The 20,717-nt window shown below is 34.8% G+C and carries 21 protein-coding genes; 6 read left to right on the top strand and 15 right to left on the bottom strand.

Annotated elements, in window-relative coordinates:
* Window positions 1–7: 7 nt before the first annotated feature.
* The gene (locus ABDW27_RS23045) at window positions 8–931 is read right to left on the bottom strand and encodes a hypothetical protein (protein WP_343698031.1); all 924 of its coding nucleotides are present in this window, start codon (window positions 929–931) and stop codon (window positions 8–10) included.
* Window positions 932–1,244: 313 nt separating this feature from the next.
* Window positions 1,245–1,412: a hypothetical protein gene (locus ABDW27_RS23040; RefSeq protein ID WP_343698030.1), complete on the bottom strand. Its 168-nt coding sequence runs from the start codon at window positions 1,410–1,412 to the stop codon at window positions 1,245–1,247.
* Between the two features lie 400 nt (window positions 1,413–1,812).
* On the opposite strand from ABDW27_RS23040, the gene ABDW27_RS23035 reads away from it, so the two are divergent.
* From ABDW27_RS23035 to ABDW27_RS23025, 3 genes are read left to right on the top strand one after another with little or no spacing between them, the layout of a single operon-like run.
* Window positions 1,813–3,063: a di-heme oxidoredictase family protein gene (locus ABDW27_RS23035; protein ID WP_343698029.1), complete on the top strand. Its 1,251-nt coding sequence runs from the start codon at window positions 1,813–1,815 to the stop codon at window positions 3,061–3,063.
* A gap of 1 nt (window position 3,064) precedes the next feature.
* Entirely contained in the window at window positions 3,065–3,502 is a 438-nt protein-coding gene (locus ABDW27_RS23030) for a Rieske (2Fe-2S) protein (protein ID WP_343698028.1), read from the top strand.
* Entirely contained in the window at window positions 3,499–4,734 is a 1,236-nt protein-coding gene (locus ABDW27_RS23025; RefSeq protein WP_343698027.1) for a hypothetical protein, read from the top strand. The genes ABDW27_RS23030 and ABDW27_RS23025 overlap by 4 nt, the downstream gene beginning before the upstream one ends.
* Window positions 4,735–5,307: 573 nt before the next feature.
* Here the strand turns inward: ABDW27_RS23025 and ABDW27_RS23020 are convergent.
* Window positions 5,308–5,640, bottom strand: coding sequence for a helix-turn-helix domain-containing protein (locus tag ABDW27_RS23020; RefSeq protein WP_343698026.1), 333 nt, complete (start codon window positions 5,638–5,640; stop codon window positions 5,308–5,310).
* 119 nt (window positions 5,641–5,759) lie between these two features.
* On the opposite strand from ABDW27_RS23020, the gene ABDW27_RS23015 reads away from it, so the two are divergent.
* On the top strand, window positions 5,760–6,656 hold the full coding sequence (locus ABDW27_RS23015) for an NmrA family NAD(P)-binding protein (protein WP_343698025.1): 897 nt from the start codon (window positions 5,760–5,762) through the stop codon (window positions 6,654–6,656).
* A 97-nt stretch (window positions 6,657–6,753) separates the two neighbouring features.
* Here ABDW27_RS23015 and ABDW27_RS23010 read toward each other — a convergent pair whose 3' ends face one another.
* The 5 genes from ABDW27_RS23010 to ABDW27_RS22990 all read right to left on the bottom strand — a co-directional run bounded on the left by ABDW27_RS23010 (window position 6,754) and on the right by ABDW27_RS22990 (window position 13,262).
* On the bottom strand, window positions 6,754–8,109 hold the full coding sequence (locus ABDW27_RS23010) for an MATE family efflux transporter (RefSeq protein WP_343698024.1): 1,356 nt from the start codon (window positions 8,107–8,109) through the stop codon (window positions 6,754–6,756).
* Window positions 8,110–8,238: 129 nt separating this feature from the next.
* Window positions 8,239–9,111, bottom strand: coding sequence for an AraC family transcriptional regulator (locus ABDW27_RS23005; RefSeq protein ID WP_343698023.1), 873 nt, complete (start codon window positions 9,109–9,111; stop codon window positions 8,239–8,241).
* Window positions 9,112–9,264: 153 nt separating this feature from the next.
* Window positions 9,265–9,807 (bottom strand): cysteine hydrolase family protein, encoded by a 543-nt coding sequence (locus tag ABDW27_RS23000; RefSeq protein WP_343698022.1) that lies wholly within the window; start codon window positions 9,805–9,807, stop codon window positions 9,265–9,267.
* A 652-nt stretch (window positions 9,808–10,459) separates the two neighbouring features.
* Window positions 10,460–11,806 (bottom strand): cytochrome c, encoded by a 1,347-nt coding sequence (locus ABDW27_RS22995; RefSeq protein WP_343698021.1) that lies wholly within the window; start codon window positions 11,804–11,806, stop codon window positions 10,460–10,462.
* 13 nt (window positions 11,807–11,819) lie between these two features.
* Window positions 11,820–13,262, bottom strand: coding sequence for a cytochrome c (locus tag ABDW27_RS22990; protein WP_343698020.1), 1,443 nt, complete (start codon window positions 13,260–13,262; stop codon window positions 11,820–11,822).
* Between the two features lie 540 nt (window positions 13,263–13,802).
* On the opposite strand from ABDW27_RS22990, the gene ABDW27_RS22985 reads away from it, so the two are divergent.
* Window positions 13,803–14,555: a carbonic anhydrase family protein gene (locus tag ABDW27_RS22985; RefSeq protein WP_343698019.1), complete on the top strand. Its 753-nt coding sequence runs from the start codon at window positions 13,803–13,805 to the stop codon at window positions 14,553–14,555.
* On the top strand, window positions 14,555–15,340 hold the full coding sequence (locus ABDW27_RS22980) for a DUF2490 domain-containing protein (RefSeq protein WP_343698018.1): 786 nt from the start codon (window positions 14,555–14,557) through the stop codon (window positions 15,338–15,340). Before ABDW27_RS22985 ends, ABDW27_RS22980 begins: the two co-directional genes overlap by 1 nt.
* Before the next feature lie 85 nt (window positions 15,341–15,425).
* Here ABDW27_RS22980 and ABDW27_RS22975 read toward each other — a convergent pair whose 3' ends face one another.
* The 7 genes from ABDW27_RS22975 to ABDW27_RS22945 form a co-directional block, all read right to left on the bottom strand.
* Window positions 15,426–15,734: a YHS domain-containing protein gene (locus tag ABDW27_RS22975; RefSeq protein WP_343698017.1), complete on the bottom strand. Its 309-nt coding sequence runs from the start codon at window positions 15,732–15,734 to the stop codon at window positions 15,426–15,428.
* 28 nt (window positions 15,735–15,762) lie between these two features.
* A complete protein-coding gene (locus tag ABDW27_RS22970; protein ID WP_343698016.1) occupies window positions 15,763–16,626 on the bottom strand; it encodes a helix-turn-helix domain-containing protein in 864 nt (287 codons plus the stop codon).
* 36 nt (window positions 16,627–16,662) lie between these two features.
* Complete coding sequence (locus ABDW27_RS22965; RefSeq protein ID WP_343698015.1) at window positions 16,663–17,034, bottom strand: hypothetical protein; 372 nt, start codon at window positions 17,032–17,034, stop codon at window positions 16,663–16,665.
* A gap of 10 nt (window positions 17,035–17,044) precedes the next feature.
* Window positions 17,045–17,659 carry an SCO family protein gene (locus tag ABDW27_RS22960; protein ID WP_343698014.1) on the bottom strand — a complete coding sequence of 205 codons (615 nt, stop codon included), beginning with the start codon at window positions 17,657–17,659 and terminating at the stop codon, window positions 17,045–17,047.
* Between the two features lie 344 nt (window positions 17,660–18,003).
* Window positions 18,004–18,384, bottom strand: coding sequence for a hypothetical protein (locus tag ABDW27_RS22955; protein ID WP_343698013.1), 381 nt, complete (start codon window positions 18,382–18,384; stop codon window positions 18,004–18,006).
* Between the two features lie 508 nt (window positions 18,385–18,892).
* Window positions 18,893–19,825: an MFS transporter gene (locus tag ABDW27_RS22950; protein WP_343698012.1), complete on the bottom strand. Its 933-nt coding sequence runs from the start codon at window positions 19,823–19,825 to the stop codon at window positions 18,893–18,895.
* On the bottom strand, window positions 19,747–20,160 hold the full coding sequence (locus tag ABDW27_RS22945) for a hypothetical protein (protein WP_343698011.1): 414 nt from the start codon (window positions 20,158–20,160) through the stop codon (window positions 19,747–19,749). Before ABDW27_RS22945 ends, ABDW27_RS22950 begins: the two co-directional genes overlap by 79 nt.
* Window positions 20,161–20,717: the final 557 nt, after the last annotated feature.

The raw sequence follows: 20,717 nt of genomic DNA, 5'->3' as shown, positions 1-20,717 counted from the left end.
CATGTTTTTAGAATAAAGTATCAATATAAAGTTCACTTTTAACGCCTTCAACTCCCGGCGTAAAATCTGTTGGAACAACAGTTCCTTTTATGATCAACCCATTTTGATTCATCATGATTAAATTCAAGGTCCAGTTTCCTGTCATTGTGTAGTTTACAACTCCGTGATACAAACCGTCATTTTCTTGTGTTAAATCCTTATTATTTGGCGAAGAATGATTTCCCATTGAAGGTTCGGGCATTCTTGGGTCTAATTTTAAAGTATAACCGCTTACTTCTGAATACGAAAACTGAGCTGGATCTGGAAAAGTTCCCGCAGAAAGGGTTGGTTTATTGTATTTATAAATACCAGCAGTCAATTTATTCTCGGAAACGGTTGGTTTTTGAGGCGAAACCAATGCAATAACATATTGTTCGTCATCTTTTCCTGTAAAGGTTGTCATATTCAGGTTTTTATTACTTTGCTTTTCAACCAAAACATCTTTACTAATATCAAACTTCTGATTATCAGCCGTAAAACTTACATATAATTTCCAGCTGTCTGCTGTAGTACTTTCATTTGTAAATACAGAATATCCGGCGAAATATTTATTTGCTGCATCATATTCTGGATTATATTCGTGCGGACAAGAAGTTTTGCTGCCGCTTGTATTACTTAGAATTGGTAAAAAAGTAATATCTGACGTACTTATATTCTGATTAGTCTGCGTATTTAAAACTTTCAAATGAAGTTCATTATATCCTTTATAAAAGGTTCCGTTTAAGGCTTCTACGCTTATTTTATAGTTACCGCTGTTAAACGAAACGGCTTCTTTAAACTCATAATATTCAGGAACTTCAGCGTCAATTTCGGCTTCGTAATCTGTTTTGTCGATTGTACAGGAAGTAATCACACAAAAAAGTGCGATCACTAAAATTTTAAAAGATTTCATTTGTAATGAATGTATAAAAACGGTTTAAAATGCAGCACATAGCCATCAGATTTTGAAAGCCAAAATGCCGTGAAATTTTAATGGATTTTTAAACTGAAAACTCCTTTCTAAAATGCATTTTCAATTATAAAAGAAAGATCAGTGCTTTTCGTAGTAAAGAATTATATGCGTCCAAAAACAGAAATCAATTGTATTAACTGAGTTTCTGAAATAAATTCAAATCATTGCTGACAGGAAAATACAACACATATTTATTGCATCATTGTATAATGATGTAACACTATTTTTAAAACAAAAAAATTGATCTGTAGAATTACACCAGCGGCGGGTGAAAAGTAAGGTTTGAAGCTCCAACAGGTTTCTTTTCGAATAAGAAAGAAGTATTTTCTTTTGATTCTATTGGAGATATGATATCTAAATTGATTTCAGCACTATTTTGAACATATACAAGCTCTAATTTGTCTTTTAGGCTGTCTTGCATTTTGCGTTCGTTATCAGAATATTTTTTGATGCTTTTTTGAAGCTCGCATCGCCCATTACAAGTGTTATACGTCAGTTTACGCTGTACACAAATAGTTTAAGAAATTTCTTTCTGATTTAATTTAAATGCAGTGTACACAAACAGGCTGCCAAAAGAAGGCGATAAAATTAAAATGGAAAGTACTATGACGATTGACCTTTTCAATTGGTTCTTGCTTATTTTGTCCGCAAAAATACGCACATTTTTGCATTTATCTCTGAATTTGTGAAATTTAAAATGTTTTTTTTACATAAACGTCCCCATAATTTATTTTTCGTACTGATTATCATTACAATCCAAATCCAAAAGTCCTTGCCCGCTATTTTCAAAGTGATTTGCAGTAGATTTTTTTAAGGCTTATATGATTTATCAAAAAATATTTTTAGTTTTGTCTAAAAATAAAATAATGTGCAATTTAAATATATTTTTAAAGAAGGCTTTTATATTACTAATCTTAATTATGGGACATGCTTCCTGCGAGTCCAGCTTTGTGGATGTGCCGGAAGATGATAAGCTTTTGGATGGACCTATCGATGGATTGTCATCTTCTGAATCTGTTCAATTTTTGAAAGGTGATCAGGCGGTAAATGAAGTTTTTAATAGAGGTTCCGGCCTTGGCACCACCTTTGTTAGCAACAGCTGTATAAGCTGCCATGCAGGAGACGGAAAAGGTCATCCTTTTACCAGTTTGGTTCGCTTTGGACAGATTGATGAAACAGGTAATAAATTCCTTAACATGGGAGGACCGCAGCTTCAAAACCGTGCTTTACCTGGTTTTATGCCTGAAGTGATTCCATCAGGCGCCACCTTCTCTACATTTATGCCTCCTGCCATTACAGGTCTGGGGCTTTTGCAATATGTTTCAGACGCAGATCTAATTGCTATGACAGATCCACAAGATGCGGATGGTGATGGAATTTCCGGGAATGTAAACTGGATTACAATACCAAATTACTCCCTTGCCTCACCAAATGTAATATCTAAAGAAGGCAAATATATTGGGAGGTACGGCAAGAAGGCTTCTGCATTTGATTTACTTCACCAGACTGTTAATGCCTACAATCAGGATATGGGAATTACATCTGTATTTAATCCTATAGATCATTATACTAATTTAGAAATTGATCCTGAAGTTTCCACTCCTAAAGTCAATGATGTTGTATTTTACCTAAAAACATTAAAACCTCCCATTCAAAGAAATCAAAATGATCCGGTTGTCATTCGAGGTAAAGATATTTTTAAACAAATAAGCTGCACAAGCTGCCATAAATCAGAATTAAAAACCAGTTACTCTCCCATAAACTCACTTTCCAATAAAACTTTTGCTCCATACACGGATCTGCTCCTGCATGATATGGGCGCTGGACTGGATGATGGCTATACGGAAGGAAGTGCAAAAACCTCTGAGTGGAGAACCCCGCCCCTCTGGGGCATAGGCCTTTCTGAGAATTCGCAGGGAGGTAATTTATTTTTAATGCACGATGGTCGTGCACAAACAATTGAACAAGCCATAGTAATGCATGGCGGCGAGGGACAAAAAAGCAAAAATGCATTTGAAAAGCTTTCCAAAGAAGACAAGCAGGCTTTGCTGAAATTTATAAAATCATTATAATATGGACAGAAAACAATTTTTAAAAGCGTGCGGTTTCGGTTGTCTTGCGGCAATATCTGGAACAACAATACTGAATGGCTGCTCATCTTCTCAAATTTCAAGAGAAATAAAGGAATCAGATCTTTTAGTCCCAATTTCTGATTTTATAGTTCAAAAAGGAGCAAAGACGCAATTCAAGAAATATATTGTCATACAAAATGATATACTTAAAGCTCCAATATGTGTCTTTAGATTTAGTGAAAATGATTATTCTGCCATATTTATGCTGTGTACGCATCAGGGAGCAGAATTACAGGTGTTTGGAGATAAACTTCAATGTCCTGCTCATGGAAGTGAATTCAACAGCCGCGGAGACCTTGAAAGCGGCCCTGCAAGTTCAGCCTTAAGAAAATTCCCTGTATCAATAGAAAATAATATCTTAAAAATATCTTTGAAATGAGATTTGAAATAAAAGTAATTATAGTACTGTTCACTGTACTCTTCTCTACATATTGCTCCGCACAGATCGACCCCAGCTTATTGAAAAGGATTCCAAAAGATACAGTAAAAAACATCTTAAACATGGATGCTCTTTACAACAGACCAGCCTTAAGTATAAATAAAACACCCATATCCATTGGAGGTTATCTCGAAATGAACTGGCAGAAAATGACTATCGATGGCATCTCTAAAGGTCATCAATTCCAAGCAAGAAGGCTATCTATTTTTATGTCTTCTGCAATAAGCAAAAGAGTTAAATTTTTGAGCGAGATTGAGTTTGAAGATGGCGGTAAAGAAATTTCAATCGAATTTGCTTCCGTAGATGTAGAATTTGACCCACTGATAAATCTTCGAGCAGGAATCATTCTAAATCCGATCGGGTCTTTCAATCAAAATCATGACGGCCCAAAATGGGATTTTACAGACAGACCAATATCAGCTACTCAGATGCTTTCTGCAACTTTCAGTAATGCGGGAGTTGGTCTTTTTGGAAAAGAATATTCCAAGAATTGGATGTTTGGGTATGAAGCATATCTGTCAGGAAATTTCGATAACTCTATAATTGAAAATACGGAAAATAAAACTTTCTTGCCAGCAGCAAAAGAAAACCCTGAAAGATTTGAAGAAATCAATAGTGGAGAACCCTTGTTTACGGGAAAAATTGCTCTGCGGAATTCTAAAGTCGGAGAACTTGGAATTTCTTATATGGACGGTATCTATAATAAATTTGAGGACGATGGCATTACAATAGATAAGAAGAGACGTGTATCTATTTTTGCTTTAGATTTTAATACAACGCTTCCAAGAATAAAAACTTTTATCACTTCTGAATTTGCATGGGTTTATGTTGATGTGCCTGACACCTATTCGCAGCAATTTGGCAAAAAACAAAAAGGAGGATTTATAGATATTGTTCAGCCTATATTGACAAAAACGATTTTAGGCTGGCAGAAAGCTGCGATAACTGTTGCATGTAGACTGGAATATGTAGATTGGAATGTTGGAAACTTTAAAGAAACGGACGGTAATATTGGGGAAGATTTGTGGAGCATAATGCCTGCTGTTAGTTTTAGGCCAACGTCCCAAACAGTAATCCGCCTTAATTACCGATATTTGAAACAACGGGATATTTTTTCCAACCCACCTACTATTACTGACGGGTTTAACTTAGGAATTTCAACTTACTTTTAAATATTTTGACAGAGAAATTAATCAATTTTTAACTTCAGTGGAACAACATCTAATAAGTAAAGGAAATATTTTTATACGAAAAATCAGAAAAATATAATCATCGCATTTTGACTAGAATAATCTTAAATATTTTATTTAATTTTGCTAAAAATACTGATCTAAATTCTTCATTTAAAGACCTGGTTGAATATTTAGATTTGATTTTTAATTTATAAATCGAGATCACTTTTTTTTTAACGATTTTAACATTTAACCCTCACGATACATACAAACCGTTTACTAATAAAAACTTAAAATAATTATCTTATAAATTAACTTGAAAGTAAGCCAATTTCTTCAAATCATCCAAAAAAAATGTTGAAATTTGTCCCGTCGGGGTCACAAAGCCAAATGGCGCCAATTGTCTTCAATTGGCGCCATTTTTTTTCATATATCCTCTAAATATAAGTTTTACTCGTTTTTACTAATTTGTTTTTTAAAACGTCAATGAAGACCTTAAAGGAAAATTTTACCAATAAAGGCGAAAACAATGCTTAAAAAAGAAATGCTAAATGTTAGATTTGAGCAAGCAAACTAAACCAAATTTTCCAATCCAAAAGCAGCTATTTGATCTATAATTGGTAAAGTCTTCAAACCCAGTTCTGTTAATGTATATTCTACTCTTGGAGGGATTTCAGGATAGGCCTTTTTACTGACCAGTTTGTTTTCTACAAGTGCATTCAATTCCTGAATCAGCATTTTTTCACTAATACCCACTACAGCTCTTTTAAGTTCACCATATCTAATGGTTCTGGAGTTAATCTGAAACAAAATCATCATTGTCCATTTTCCTCCCAATAAGCCTAATGATTTTTTTACGGGGCAATTTTCATCACAAGCATTAATAATTTTTGGATTTTTTATCATTGATTCTCAATATTTCTAACTATTTGGTAAGTACCCAACTAAAACGTAAGTACTTGTACAAAAGTAAGTTATTAATTAGTTTTACCAAAAAAATTAAAACAATTAAATAAAAAAATAAAATGAAAGTATTAGTATTTGGAGCCACAGGTTCACAGCAATTTCATGTAATTGGAGAAGCAAAAAATAAAGGCGCAATTGTTTATGCTGCTACAAGTTCAGAAAAAAACTTTTCAAAACTAGAAGACGCTGGTGCAATCCCTGTATTAGGCGATATGTCTGATGCATTAAAAATGAAAGAAATCACTAAGGAAATTGATGCTGTTGCTTTGCTGATTCCTGTTTCCTTGCCTAATCCGGCAGATGGATTTCAACTTGCAAAAAATGTAATTGATGCAGCTAAGGAAAATGGCGTAAAAATGATAGTTTGGAATACCAGCGGATTTCTGGCACCGCAAAAATTAGGAATTCCTATGGAAGATGTAAAGCTGGATACCAAGGAATATCTTCAAAATTGCGGAGTACCCTATGTAATTATTGAGCCATCTATTTATGCTGAAAATTTACTGGCTCCTTATACAACCGATTATGTAAAAAGTGAAAGAAAAGTAGCTTACCCAACTCCGGAAGATATGCCTATTGGTTATATTGCATCAAGAGATGTCAGCGCTTTTGTGGCAGAAGCTTTATACAAACCAGAACTATCTGGACAATCCTTTCTTGTGAGCGGTTTGGATAACCTGAAAGGAAATGGTCTTGCCGAAAAATTCTCTCTTGGTTTGGGCGAAAAAATTGATTTCTACGCAATGCCTCCGCAAGAATTCGGGGATAAATTAAGTATTCTTGTAGGAGAAGAAAGCGCCAGAGGTGTGCAAGGATATTATGAAATGTTGGCAAGTCTGCCAGTATATCCCACAAAATTTAATCCTAAATTGCAGGAGGTTTTAGAAAAACTGCCTGTAAGAATGACTCCAATAGAAGAATGGGTTAAAATTCATAAACATTTTTTTATTAACTAAATTGTAAAAAAAAAGCAGCAAGAATAGACTCTTTTTGCTGCTTTTTTATGCCTTAAATTCTAAAAGGACTTTGTACTTTAATGATAGAATTTATAAATTATTTTTCCAAAACTTTATTTATTACATATCGAAATCTTAAATACAGTAAGGCAGATGATGTTAACAACCCCAAAGTCAAACCGTACCAGATTCCCTTTACTCCTGCATTGAAATAAATGCCTAAAATGTAGGCCACAGGCAGGCCAATAAGCCAATAAGCAACAAAGGTTATCAAAGTAGGAACGTTTACATCTCCCATTCCTCTTAGTGTTCCCAGTCCAACAACCTGAGTACCATCAAAGAGTTGGAATAGCGCGGCAATTATCAATAATTGTGCAGCCAGCGCTACAACACTTGTATCATTTGTTATCAAATAAGGTAAATATTGATTTAAGAGTGTAAAAATTAGAGCAAAGAACATCATAAAAATGATAACTAGATGATAAGACGCATAAGCAAATTTCTGAAGTCTTTTGTAGTTCTGATTTCCAAAACTAATTCCAACTTTAATAGTTGCCGCCGATGCAATTCCCCCTGCCATCATGTAGGTCATTGCCGCAAGGGTTATTGCTGTCTGATGAGCAGCTTGCTCCGTTGCGCCTATATTGCCAGCCATTAAAGCCGCAACTGCAAATACTCCAATTTCAAAAACATACTGCATCGCTACAGGTAATCCTATTTTTACCACTTTTATAATTTTTGAAAAATCAACAAACTTAACAACGAAATGCTTTATGTAAACCCTGAAATTCTCTGATCGAAGTACATACCACATCATAACCAGCATCATTAAAACCCGATCTATCAATGTTGCAATTCCTACCCCTCGAACGCCCATTGGCTCAATTCCAAAAATTCCCTTTACCAAAATCACTGCTATAATTACATTGAGCACATTTCCCCATATTGTGATCGACATTGCTTGTTTTGTAAAACCCAGCCCTTCTGCAAACTGTTTAAAGGTTTGAAATACCATTAAAGGCAAAATAGATAAACTCAAAATAAGTAAGTAAGGTTTTGCCGTTGCAACCACCTGAGGATCCTGATCCGCATGCTGCATGGCAAACATAGAACCATAGTACACTACTAAAAAAAGAAATACTGCAGCTGCGACATTTAGCCATAAGCTGTTTGACAGAAGCTCAGCGCATTCCTTAAAATTTGATTTTCCATTTTCTTGCGCAATCAATGGTGTTAATCCGTACGCCACACCTAATCCTATGACTAAAACGACCATAAAAACAGAATGAACCAGTGAGACTGCCGCCAAAGAAATAGTTCCTGCATAGTGTCCTATGATGATGGTATCAAAAGTCTGTACCAGTGTATGTCCCAACTGAGAAATTACCACAGGTCCTGCAAGTGTTATTGTGCTTTGGTAATATATCTTATTGGATTTATATTTTTTGAGCATATTAAAAAATTAACTGCCTCAAGGCAGATTGAATGTATTGAAATTAGTATACTGTAAATTTTTATTTTTAAAGTATAACAATTCTTTTGTTGCAAATTTATCTCATTCTATAAAAAATCAACTAAAATGCTATGAAAATATACCATTTTGATAATCTGACAGGAACTGCGTGCTGGTAATTCCTGTTTGGGTTTTAAAAAACCGCATCATATGTCCGGGTTCTGAAAAATGAAGATTATAGGCAATCTCAGCGACATTCTTTCCTGAATGTATCAGATCATTTTTTATTTCGAAGAGCAGTCTTTGTTTTAAGAGTTCTGTAGCGGTAACATTAAACTGTTTTTTTACACACGTATTAATTGAAATCCTGCTCACATTTAATAAAGCTGCATAATCGTCAATTCTCTGCTTATCCCTGATATGCGTTTCGAGTAACTGTTTAAATTGGTATGCATAATTATTTTCAGCCCTTTCAATTGAGAGATTATTTTTCTGGGCATATATCCTGTTGAACTTCAAAAGCAGGTAATAAGTAAGAGAGCGGATGATATGAATACTGTCTGTCCTGCTCTCTACCAGCTCTGATTTGATTTCCATAAGCTGCTCAAGTGCTTTTTGCAGTTCTTCCTTTTCAATACTAATTATTAAAGGATAATTCAACTGATAAAAATAAAGAAGGCGATATGTAAAGAATTTATCTGAGAAAAAATCGTTTAGAAAATTTTCCTGAAAAACCAGAACAGTAAAATCCAATCCTTCTTTCTCCAAAGTCCATTTTCTTTTTTGAAAAGGAGAAATAAAAACCATCGTATTATCAGTTATATTGATTTTCTGCTGATTTAAAATCAGAGTTCCCTTCGCCTTTTTAAAAAGCAAAATTTCAAAAAAATCAGTGTTAAAAGTATCTCGCTCCAAATATCTTTCGCTTAGTACATCTCCATGCAATACATTAAGAAGCATCTCAACACCACATTCTGCTTTATGAAATTTTATTGTTTTCATTCCTTTCTCATTCCTTTTTAATCTCTTAAAATCGTTTTATTACTTTCAGCCTGCTTTAGTAAATTTACAACTTCATTTGCAAATAACTGCCAAATGCAAAAATGAGCCATAATAAATTACAGCCCATTTTATAAAATTGAGTTCTAAATTTATTTAAGAAAGCAGGTATTGATCAGTTGTCTGAATTTTAGCGTAAAAGAATTCTAATGCTGCTAAAAATGCATTGTGTACATCGACAGATTTTACTTTTTGTCCGCTAATCTGAAGGTCCATCGTAGCACAGGCATCGCCAATTACAGTACATTCAAATCCAAAATCAACAGCTGCTCTTGTTCCCGCATCTATACACATATGAGTCATCATTCCTGCAATAACCAAATGCGTTATTTCCTTTGACTGTAAATATTCTAATAGATCGGTGTCTCTAAAACTATTAGGAAATTGTTTAGTGATTACTTTCTCGCCTTGTAGTGGTTTTACATTTTCATGGATTTCCACTCCTTGAGTTCCAGAAACAAAAAAGGGAATGCCTGCGCCAGATATATGCTGTACATGAACAATAGTATCATTTTCTTTTCGGAAATGTTCCAGTATTTTTTTTGCATTTTCACTTGCCGGAATTGGATTTACAAGTACTAATGCGCCATTTTCAAAATATTCTTGCTGTATATCTATTAGTAGTAATGCCTTTTTCATTTTAATTAATTTTTTAATTTTTATATATGTCAAAATTAAAAACTCCTGAACCAATATCTGCTACCAAAACACTTTCAATACATGCCATTTTGATAAGCAAGATTTTCTATCTATGCAATTCTCAATTTCATAATCCTATTTTTACTCTTAAAACTTCAGTCCTAATTATAAACAAAAAAGAAGCCCTGCGTGTGTCAGCATCAACAGGGCTCCAAACTATCAAAATTTAAAAGAAACTTCTTTTGGTGGACAACCTTGGCTAATACAGTCCCTTAATAAATTGATAATTCTTTTCTAATGGGTTTTCTTTGTTATTCAATTCTTTAGACTTAATAAGCTGCAGTGTTATTGATTTTATTCTTATCAGAAAAACAATGGCAAGAAGCACAAAAATTAAAATCATAATGGAAAAAACTTGTATCATACTATTTTATTTTTAAGTTAAAAATCGATTAAGGCTGTCAATTATATTTACTATTATTATTTTCTAAACATTGAGCGGAAACGCTATGCGATCTCTCTATTATGCTCTTTGGTCTTTTTTTTGTTATACTTTCATACTTATTTACCTTGTATAAAATGCCTGTAACACACATAAAACTATTATTGGAACCAGATAACAGAAACGAATCATAGAGAATTGTTTTTTATTTTATTTTATGTTCAAAATATATTCCGCCAGCTGATCGAGTTTCTGCTGATCCAACTGAGATTCAAAACCTGGCATCTGTGGATAGTCGGGACGTTTTTTACCTGGATTTTTTATCCATTTCTGCAAATCAGCCACGTTACCTTTATAGATTTTCGCCATTTCAAAAACTGGAGGCCCGACTAATTTTTCATCTATTTTATGGCAGGAGGCACAATACTGGCTGAATACCTTCTGCCCTTTCTCTGCTTCTGACATATCTGCCGAAGCTGCTCCGGCTTCTTCTGCTTTCATTTTGGTTGCAGCTTTCTTTTTCAGGATTTGAAATTCATCGGTTTTAATTTTTACCAGTTCTTTATGTTTTTCCAGCGAATTTGCCCTGTAGATCTGCCTTCCTGAGCCCATACACAAAACCGTAATTCCAAGCAACATTGCTATTTTATAAAAGTCTTTTTCAATGTTTTCCTTTTCGCCTGTCAATCTCTTCCAAATAAGCCACATAGCAGGAACGGCGAATGCAACTCCGGAGAAAATCACCAAAATCAGGTTCCACCCCATACCTTTAGACGGTAATGTCAGCAATACAAGAGGACCAATCATACACTGGCATAAAGAGGCAGTTAATGCCAAAGAGTAGCCTTTCTTTTGAATATCGTATCGGGTAAATTCTTGATATATCTCTTCAAAGGGGTAACTCTTGCGGCTGTTGTACCAAAATATAAACAATCCCGTAACTGCCAGTGAAGACAGGATAAAATGCAGGTATCTGGGGAAAACATTCGGCAGAAACAATGCGTCTACAAAGCCTTTTACTAAAGCCCATTTTTCAGGGAAAAGCATTAGATTAATATTGGTCAGAAAGATAAATGGGATAAAAAGAAAGATAACAGTTGCCAAGGCCAGAATCGAAATATGAACCGCCTTGTGATTCTCCAAGGTTTCCCATGTATATTTGTGCAGGTAAGTGAGCAGAAACGCCACTGTAACGAGCGGTATTACCGCAATCCACATTAAACCGGTAAGAGCATTTGCCGAATAAAAGTAAATCGTATATAATACATTAATGCTCAAAAGAGGCGCAATTCCTAATACAACGGCTATACTTTTATTTACTGTTATGGTTTTGGCTATTTCGTGTGCCAGTATATCGTATTCTTTATTTTTAAGTCCTTTTATTTGGGCAATCAAAGCCAAAATAGAACCTCCAAGCATTAGGTTTACAAAAAGGATATGCAATAGAAATGACAGTACCAGAACAACTACAAAAAACCATTCAGGCATTGGCAGCGGCAAGGGAATATCTTTTGGAACGGGAACGTTGTTTTGCAACGCAATATATAAATTGATCATTTTTAAACTTTTGTTATTTTTTATTTGCTAAAACTGCTTTTGTATCTTGGAGTCCACTTACCTCTACACCTTCTGACTGTGCCCCTTCGAGAACATCTCCTGTATCCTGAATACTGCGGATATAGGTGGCCAAGGCTTCACTTTCTTCTTGGGTGCCAGGAAAAGGAGGCATATAGGTTCTTCCATTATGCATATTGGGTATATAAGATGCCATCGAGTTAATATCCAAAGGCTTTCCAACTCCATACATACGCTCAAAAACATCAACTACACTATTAACTCCCTGAGTGGTATGACAGCGGCTGCAGGCAATTGCAAAAACATTTCTGCCGGCTTCTACTTTATTCTCTGGCGTAATCTCGGTTACTGTGGTATAGGTCGCATTTTTAAGAAGCCCGTATTGCTGGTAAACAGGATAATCTTCCTCCAGTAATAAGTTAGAATACATATAACCTCCAATTACATAAGGTTTACGGACAAATTCACGCACCCTTTCAAAAAAACCAAGATATCCAAAAGCCATAACTACGGGAAACAATACCAAATAACTTCTAATCCATCTGGTTTTAAATAAACCTAAAACTGCCATTATCAGAGAAGACGAAATTCCAAATAGTATAAAATATTTCATTAAATCGTAATACTTATTGAAATCCATCGTACCCACAGCCGTGCTCATATTGGCAGTCATGGCCTCGGGAATTGCACGATAGTAAATTACTGCTCCCAAAAGCGAAATCGGAGCCCATAGAATAATCCACTTTGAGACATATTTCACCGCTTTGAGCCTTATATCCGTACCTTTTTTAAAGAATAGAGTTACCAGCATCTTTCCAAAACTTCCTGCTACCAGCATGGCTGTAGGAGTCCTAAACAATAACTGAGGCAGATAAATTGGATTGGTAAACCCATTGAGCAGACTCTTATGTGTATTCCAGTTTCCGGGATCCATCATAAAGCTCAAAATAGAAACAATAATTGCCATAGTAATCCAGGAGAATAAACTTAAAAACCATCCAAACCGGATGTGCAATAATTTAGCCCTCAGTGAGGTATTACTGCTCTTCCATGTCAAAAAATAAATCATGATCAAAATTACCTCAGTAACAAATACCAGCCATTCAACAAACCATGCCCAGTAAAAAACACGTATTAAACTTCCAATCGATGTTGGGCTTACAAGTGCAACGGAGAACCATATCCCCACTCCTGTCATTGCACCAAGTGTTGTAGTTATGATAAAAGCAACTTTCATCATATTATAGATTCTGTTGTCCCAGTCTAAATCTGTAATTTGTTCCCTGCCGCTATTCTTAACACCTTTCTGTTCCAGCCAGGTTATAAGAGGCATAAAACCCACAGCTAAACCATGATTAATCATCACGTGAATAATGGCAATGATGGCAATAAGCATCCTATTGTTGAGCCAGTCTAAATGAAAAATTGGAAAGTCCATAAATTATTCTGTTTTTTTTACTGCAAATTTCGGTCAGTAATCCAGAAATTGCTAAAAACAAAAAAGCAGGAAATTTTAATAAACGTTACTTCCAGATTCGTTAAAATCACTATTTACATTGCATTTTATTCTACTGAATTTAGCTTTTCACTCAATTGATTTTACTAGTTACACCTCATTATCAGATTGCTGGGCTGTATATTATTTTCCGTTTTATTATTAAAAATATAAAACACTAAAAAAGAATAATTTAAAATTCAAAATTCCCTTTTTAGTCATACTTCCTCCTGTTTACCCACCTCTGCTATTTTAATTAACGCAACTTGTTTGAATTCAGGTAATTTTGTATCTCTAAACTATCCTAATACAAGGATTAAAGGGGCTGCCACTTTACACTTCAGGAAAAAAATTAAATTTACGGACAGCTTTCAGGTAGGGAAAAAACCTCTTTTACTGTTTTATATAACAGTATAAAAAATAATAAACGGACATGCTGAACACCGTTTTACAAAGTAGGCACACTTAATCTAAAACAAAGAAATGGACAATCAACTCAGATCATTAGTAATGCTTTGCACAGCAGTATTATTGGTTTCTTGCAACAATGGTACAAAAACAGAAAAATCAAATTCAACTTCTATTCCTGCAGAAGATTTAAAACCGGTAGTGTCTCATGTAATGACGAAGGAAGAGCAAACCAGACTTACACCTGATGCTATCTTAGAGGATTTTATAGCAGGAAACAAACGATTTCAAAGCGGTGTAACTACGGTTCGCGACCATAGTAAACAAGCCCGAAAATCGGCACCGGGCCAGTTCCCAAAAGCTGTTGTACTAAGTTGCGTGGACAGCCGAGTACCAGTAGAAGACGTATTTGATCAGGGCTTGGGTGATATTTTTGTGGGACGAGTAGCCGGCAATTTTGTAAATGAAGATTTACTGGGCAGTATAGAATTTGCTTGTAAGGTATCAGGCGCAAAATTGGTTTTAGTGATGGGACACCAGCATTGCGGCGCTATAAAAGGTGCTATCGATGATGTAAAATTGGGAAATATAACTGCCATGCTTTCAAAAATAAAACCAGCTGTAGCAATGAGTCAGGATTTTAATGGTGAAAAAACATCTAAAAATGATAAATTTGTAAAACACGTTTCAGAAAACAACGTGCTTTATGCTATGGATCAAATTCGTAAAAAAAGTCCAATTCTTAAAGAAATGGAAGATGAAGGACAGATAAAAATTGTAGGTGTGTTTTACAATTTGACAGACGGAACCCTTGAATTCTTAAAATAATGAACAAGAAAAATTATGTACTAATCCTCGTTTTTGTAATTGGCGGTATACAATACGCAATCGCGCAGAATAATCGTATTACTACCAATAACAGCATTGGATGGTATAATTTTTTTGGAACATTCAAAATCTCAGAAAAATTTGGAATACATACTGAATACCAATGGCGCAGAAATGAAACCATTACCGAATGGCAGCAAAGTTTATTAAGAGTGGGCCTAAATTATAATTTAAATTCAAGAGTGCAGTTCCGGGTTGGTTATGGCTGGATCGAAACCTATCCTTATGGAGAAATACCTCTAAATGGCATGGGCAGAGATTTTACAGAACATAGGATTTTTGAAATGGTACAGCTAAGTCACAAAGAAGGAATTGTTGATTTATCCCATAGATTTATGTTAGAACAAAGATTTGTTGGCAGGTACAGTTCCATTAATGAGACAACAGAAGACGAATTTCCGCTCTTAAACCGAATTCGATATATGATTAGAGTTCAGGTGCCTTTAAAAGGAAATGAGATAAAAGACAAAACACCCTATTTAGCTTTCTATGACGAAATTTTTGTTGGATTTGGAAAAAATGTTAATATGAACGTTTTTGATCAAAACAGAATTGGAATTTTATTAGGCTATAGGTTTAATAAAAACATTAGAATTGAAGGTGGTTATCTAAATCAAACTGTACAGTTAGGAAGGCAGATAGAGGGTCAAAATGTTTTTCAGAACAATAACGGAGTAATTTTGAATACTAATTTAAACTTTGACCTGACTAAAAACAATAAATAAAACCATAGCAAATAGTCAATAATAATTAAGAAGGCTGAAAAAATTTGATTTTTCAGCCTTTTTTTCCTAAAATTATCAAGAAAAATTACTTCTGATTTTTTGCCAGATATTCATCTGGTTTTTTCATAAAGTCATCTTTACATACCGTTGAACAAAAACCGTATAATTTCCCTTTATAAGTAACAGTATCACTAACGCCATACTTGCTGACATCCATATTACAGCTAAAGTCTATGTTGCTGACATAGGTTAATTTATTGAGCGGGTTTTTAGGATCTTTATACATTGTTTCAGATTCCATAGTATGAGGATGATCATGAGGATGTGCTTTTTCCTCTTTTTTATTACAGCTTAACACAGCAGTAATAGTGGCAATTAGAAGGATTTTTTTCATAATAGTATTAAAATTTTATTATTTTTTACTAGTTTGATAATCTGCGGAACTGCTCGGGTGTCTTGTTTGTCTGTCTTTTAAAAAAAGTAATAAAATAGGACGCATTTTCAAAACCGAGCTGATCAGCAATTTCATTTATAGAATAATTGGTAAAATGAATAAGCCGCTGTGCTTCTATTACGATACGCTTTCGTATCAAATCACCTGCTGTATAATTGGTTACTTCCTTGCATATCTTGTTCAGATAATTCGGAGTTACATTGAGCAGGTCCGCATAAGCGGCAGGCATTTTTTTAATTTTAAAATCTTTATCGATGAGTTTCTCAAATTCTTTTATTTTCTGCTGTTTAGGTGAATTGTTTACCACAAACCCTGAGGGATCATAAAGCCGTTCCAAATCGAAAAGCAGAATATTAAGATACGATCGAAGCACTTTTGCAGATTCTCTGCGATGCAGATTAAACTCTTTGAAAAATATTTCAAGCAGATATTCCCACTTGTCTGCTTCCTCTTCACTAAGCCTGACAAATAACTTAGAGGTATCATCAAGAAATGAAAACTGGTCTAAAATGTTATTGTTGTAACGCAGGGAGAAAAAATCTTCTGTGAAACAGATAATTTTTCCTTTGGCCTTTCTGTTAATGTCTATAGAACTAATGCAGCGGGGCTTTATAACGATGACCTTGGCACTATCGAGACGGATTTTCTGATTGTCAATACTAATTTCCCCTTCTGCATCATCAATAAAGAGAAGCATGAAGAAATCCTGCTTGTGAGGATATTCCAAAAAAGGAAAACGTTGCAGCAGGTTAGCCGTTTTATCCATCCAGAAATGACTCTCATCACCTGTGAATAGACTCAGGTTGCGGTCCGGTATTTCTGATATTTGCATTTTTTTGATTTTATGATTAATACTAAAACGAGAATATTAACCCCATCTGGGAGGATGGTAAATCGAAAAAATGTAATCTGAATTTTGACTTTTGCTCTGCAGTGCAGGATACTTTTTTTTAAAGACAAAGCGCACTGCTTTGAATGAAAACTGATCTGGATGCTGCAAAAACAGCTGTACTTCTTTATAGGTTACCGTTGGATATTTCTGTTCCTGTTTGTCATTTGCTTTTAATTTATATTCGAGATAGCATTTTCCGTTGCAAATGGGGATTGTATCAAATCTGTTTATGCAGACATTTTTGACAATATAATCCTGATTGATGTAAAAATCACCAATAATCCAAGTACTGCCTGCATTTTGAAATGCGAGCAGCATAAGAATAAATAAAGTGATGTATTTTTTCATCAGTAGACTGTTATTTGGCCTCACTTTCTTCTAAAAGAGTTTTTACATCAGCAATTAGTCTTTTGGTTTCCTTTGGATTTGTGCCATCATAAACCCCCCGAACGTGCCTGTCTTTATCTATAAGCAGAAATCCGCCGCTGTGCACAAAACCTCCCGGCTCATTTTTATCCGGATATGCCGTTGCAAAATAGCTTTCGGTTGCAATTTTATAGATACTTTCTCTGTTTCCCGTAACAAAATGCCAATTCTCTTTTATGTCGTGATCCACCGTATAAGCTTTAAGCCGCGGTATTGTGTCATGATCAGGATCAATGGTATGCGAGAGAAACAATACCTCGTTATTGGTTTTGTAAACATCATACACTTTTTTAAGTTGTGTGTTCATTTTCGGACAGATTGAAGGGCAGGAAAGAAAAATAAAATCGGCTATATAAATCTTGTCGTCAAAAGTATTATTGGTAATTTTCAGACTATCCTGATTCGTAAACGAAAAGTCTTTGATACGCGGATACTGCGTTTCATTTCCTTTTACTATTGGATTTCCTAATATTGGAAGTTTCTCCTGAGCTTTCTCACATGATATTACAAGTAGAGAATGCAAAAGAATCAAAGCTATTTTTTTCATTTTTTATTATTTAAATATTTAACCAAGCAGATTATTTTATAAACTGCTGACTTGTTTGCATGTATAATTTCAATGAAGATTCATCAATAAAGTCCATTGGGTTTTTCAAATAAGGATATTGCAAAGCCTATAACAAACAACGCTAAATAAAGTTGTTGTTGTAGATTGATGAGGATATGACTTCATAAAGCCAACTGACCAAAACTTTTAAATTTTCTATGTTAATCTTTTATCTTATTAAGAATAAATGAATACAGAAAAATCAATTTAGTTCATAGCAATAGCGGTATTGTCAAGTTGCAAAAGGCAATGACAAATTTTTCTTAATGAATTTGAAAAGAAATTTAGATGTATAAATTAGTGGCGGGCGGGCGAAAAGTAGCAGAGGAAATTCCAATTGGTTTGCTTCTTAAAAAAGCAAAAACATTTTTGTGATATCCTACAGGAGGTAAAAAAGTAAAGTTTACTTCAGAGTTGCAGATATAGACAATCTCTACTTTTTCTTTAAGACTGTCCTGCATTTGTTTTTCGTTATCAGAATATTTTTTAAGACTTTTTTGCAGTTCACATCGACCATTACAAGAGTTAAAAATCTGTTTGCGCTGTACACAGATTGTTTTGGCAATTTCCTGCTGATTTAGTTTAAATGAAGCATATACAAACATGCTTCCCAAAGAGGGAAGAAAAATTAGACCACAAAGTACTATGATAATATACTTTTTCAAGATTGCCAATTTGTTTATAAATGCAAAAATACACTAATTTTGTTTTTATTCTGAAGAAACTTCTTGTTTCCTTTCAACAAAAAATATTGATCAACATTATAGAAATAAACCAATTTTTAACTCCGGTCAAACAACAATCAATAAGTATGGACTTCATACTTTTTCTCTCCCAAAAAGCTTAGACGAATGTGGAAAAATTTTTGCTATTTAATTATGAAATTTTTACTACAAAATTTGAGGAAGACTTATTTAACCAAATAAATAATCATTTTGTTCAAAAAGATTTCGAAAATCAAATAAATTTATTTTAAAATCCCAGACGATAATTCATAGAGCCAATGAAAGACAATTCTGCCTTAAGTATAACAATATTTTCAAATACTTCATAATAATTGTAGAATTGTCTCCCAAATTAATACCGCAAACAAATTGAGTTTTTATATTTTTTTACACCAATCCCCAACAGGACATCTAAACCAAATTTACAAAGCCAATGAAAGACAGACAACTACATATGCATTGGAATTGCAGCTATGTTTACTCCTTTCCATCCCCACCTGCTCAGAAGGACTCCTGCTGAAAGGCTCGAAATGCTCATGATAATGTAAACAAAAAAATCATGAAAAGCCTGGACTTTTTCTTTTTCATCTTCTCGATATACCTTTGACAATAAAGTTGAGCCGCCTACAAACATAAAGTTCCAGCCTATTCCAAGAAAGATAAGACCGGACACAAAATGAAGAAAATCAGTGCCTGTCAGAACCAGATATAAATGCAAAAACAGTATGCCTACACCAGACAGAATTATTCTGCCCGTGCCAAATTTCTCAATCAAAGTGCCGGTAAAAAAAGAAGGCACAAACATTCCAAGCACATGCCACTGTATCACAACAGACGAATCATCGCCGGAATAGCCGTAGTGGTGCATTGCCAAAGGTGTTGCGGTCATAATCATTATCATCACGGAATATCCTACTGCCGAGGATAATAAAGCCAAAATGGTTTTATTCTGTCCCATAATTTCCCCCAGCGGTCTTGATTGCTTAAACTGAAAATCCTTCTGCTGCGCCGTTATACGTTTTTTCTCTTTTAGACCAAAATTAACCAGAAAAGAAATGATACTCAAAAAAGAGATGGATAAAAAGGAATAGGCAAATGAAACCGCGCCAATATTCTGGGTAGATCTGGCTAAGGCCGGTCCCGCAATTGCGGCCACAACTCCGCCTCCGATCACAAATGATATTGCTTTTCCTTTGATCTTCTGAGGAACCGAATCGGCGGCTGCAAAACGATAATATTGTGTAAAAGCCTGGCAGACTCCTATAAGGGTGTTTCCTAAAACAAATAGAACAAATGAGTTTTTTAAAATAGCGTAAAATGAAAGCATTCCCGCAAGCACGCCGATGATTGTCCCAATAAGAAATGCTTTTCTCTGGCCCATCTTTTAATAATAAGAGAAGCGAGAATCATCATAAGAACGGTTCCAACTGAAATCATAGCAATGGGCAGCGTAGCCAGACTTTTCTCTGGCGCAATCTCTAAACCGACAAGACCAGATAAAGCCATAACCAATATAGAGCCCGTCTGAAAAAGAGCTTGGGCAGATGAAAACAATAAAACTGTACTCCATCTTTTCTTTATTTTATTCCTCATACTCTTTTTAAAATTAAATGACAGTTCCGCAAAAAGCGATTCCCCGCGATCATTGTTGTACCAGTTTTGCAGAGCAGCCTTTCCAGTTTCAAAACTGGCATTCTCAGCTTTCATCTTTTCCATAGGTTGGGATATATCTGGCGAAATTGTAGAAAAAACGGAAGGTGCCGATGGTTTTGAAGTAGGCGAAGCGGTTTTTGCACTTTCACCAAATGCCCGTGGCTATGCCGAATATGTAGCGGTGAAAGTTGATTTTTTAGCTAAAAATATTAGGAGAAAGCAAAAATAAGCAAAACGGTTAAGACCGTTCATATACAGTGGTTTATAAAACGTGAGGCAAAATTTGGAAGTAGGTGTCCGACAAGTTTTGGGCTTAAAATGACAAGGTTAGGTTACTAAATCGTTCAGGCAAATCGGTTTCTTACACCAATGCCGCCCCAACAGAGTTTACCGAAAAACTAAAGCAGTTTGGCGTTCACGAATTTGCCATTTTACTAACCGCCGGTTTTGCCGAAGATCAGAAAAACCACCAGTTTGAAGAGGTAACAAACGATCTGGAAAACCTTTTGGGAAGAAAACCTTTGGCATTGAAAGAAGCATTAAAAGAAATCTATGAGTTGTAACAGCCCATACGACCTCATTAATGGTAAAATCTTACACCACCACACTCAGCATTTGCC

This window comes from Flavobacterium sp. (genome assembly GCF_039595935.1).
Lineage (GTDB): Bacteria > Bacteroidota > Bacteroidia > Flavobacteriales > Flavobacteriaceae > Flavobacterium.
This window is presented reverse-complemented; position numbering and strand designations above follow the sequence as displayed.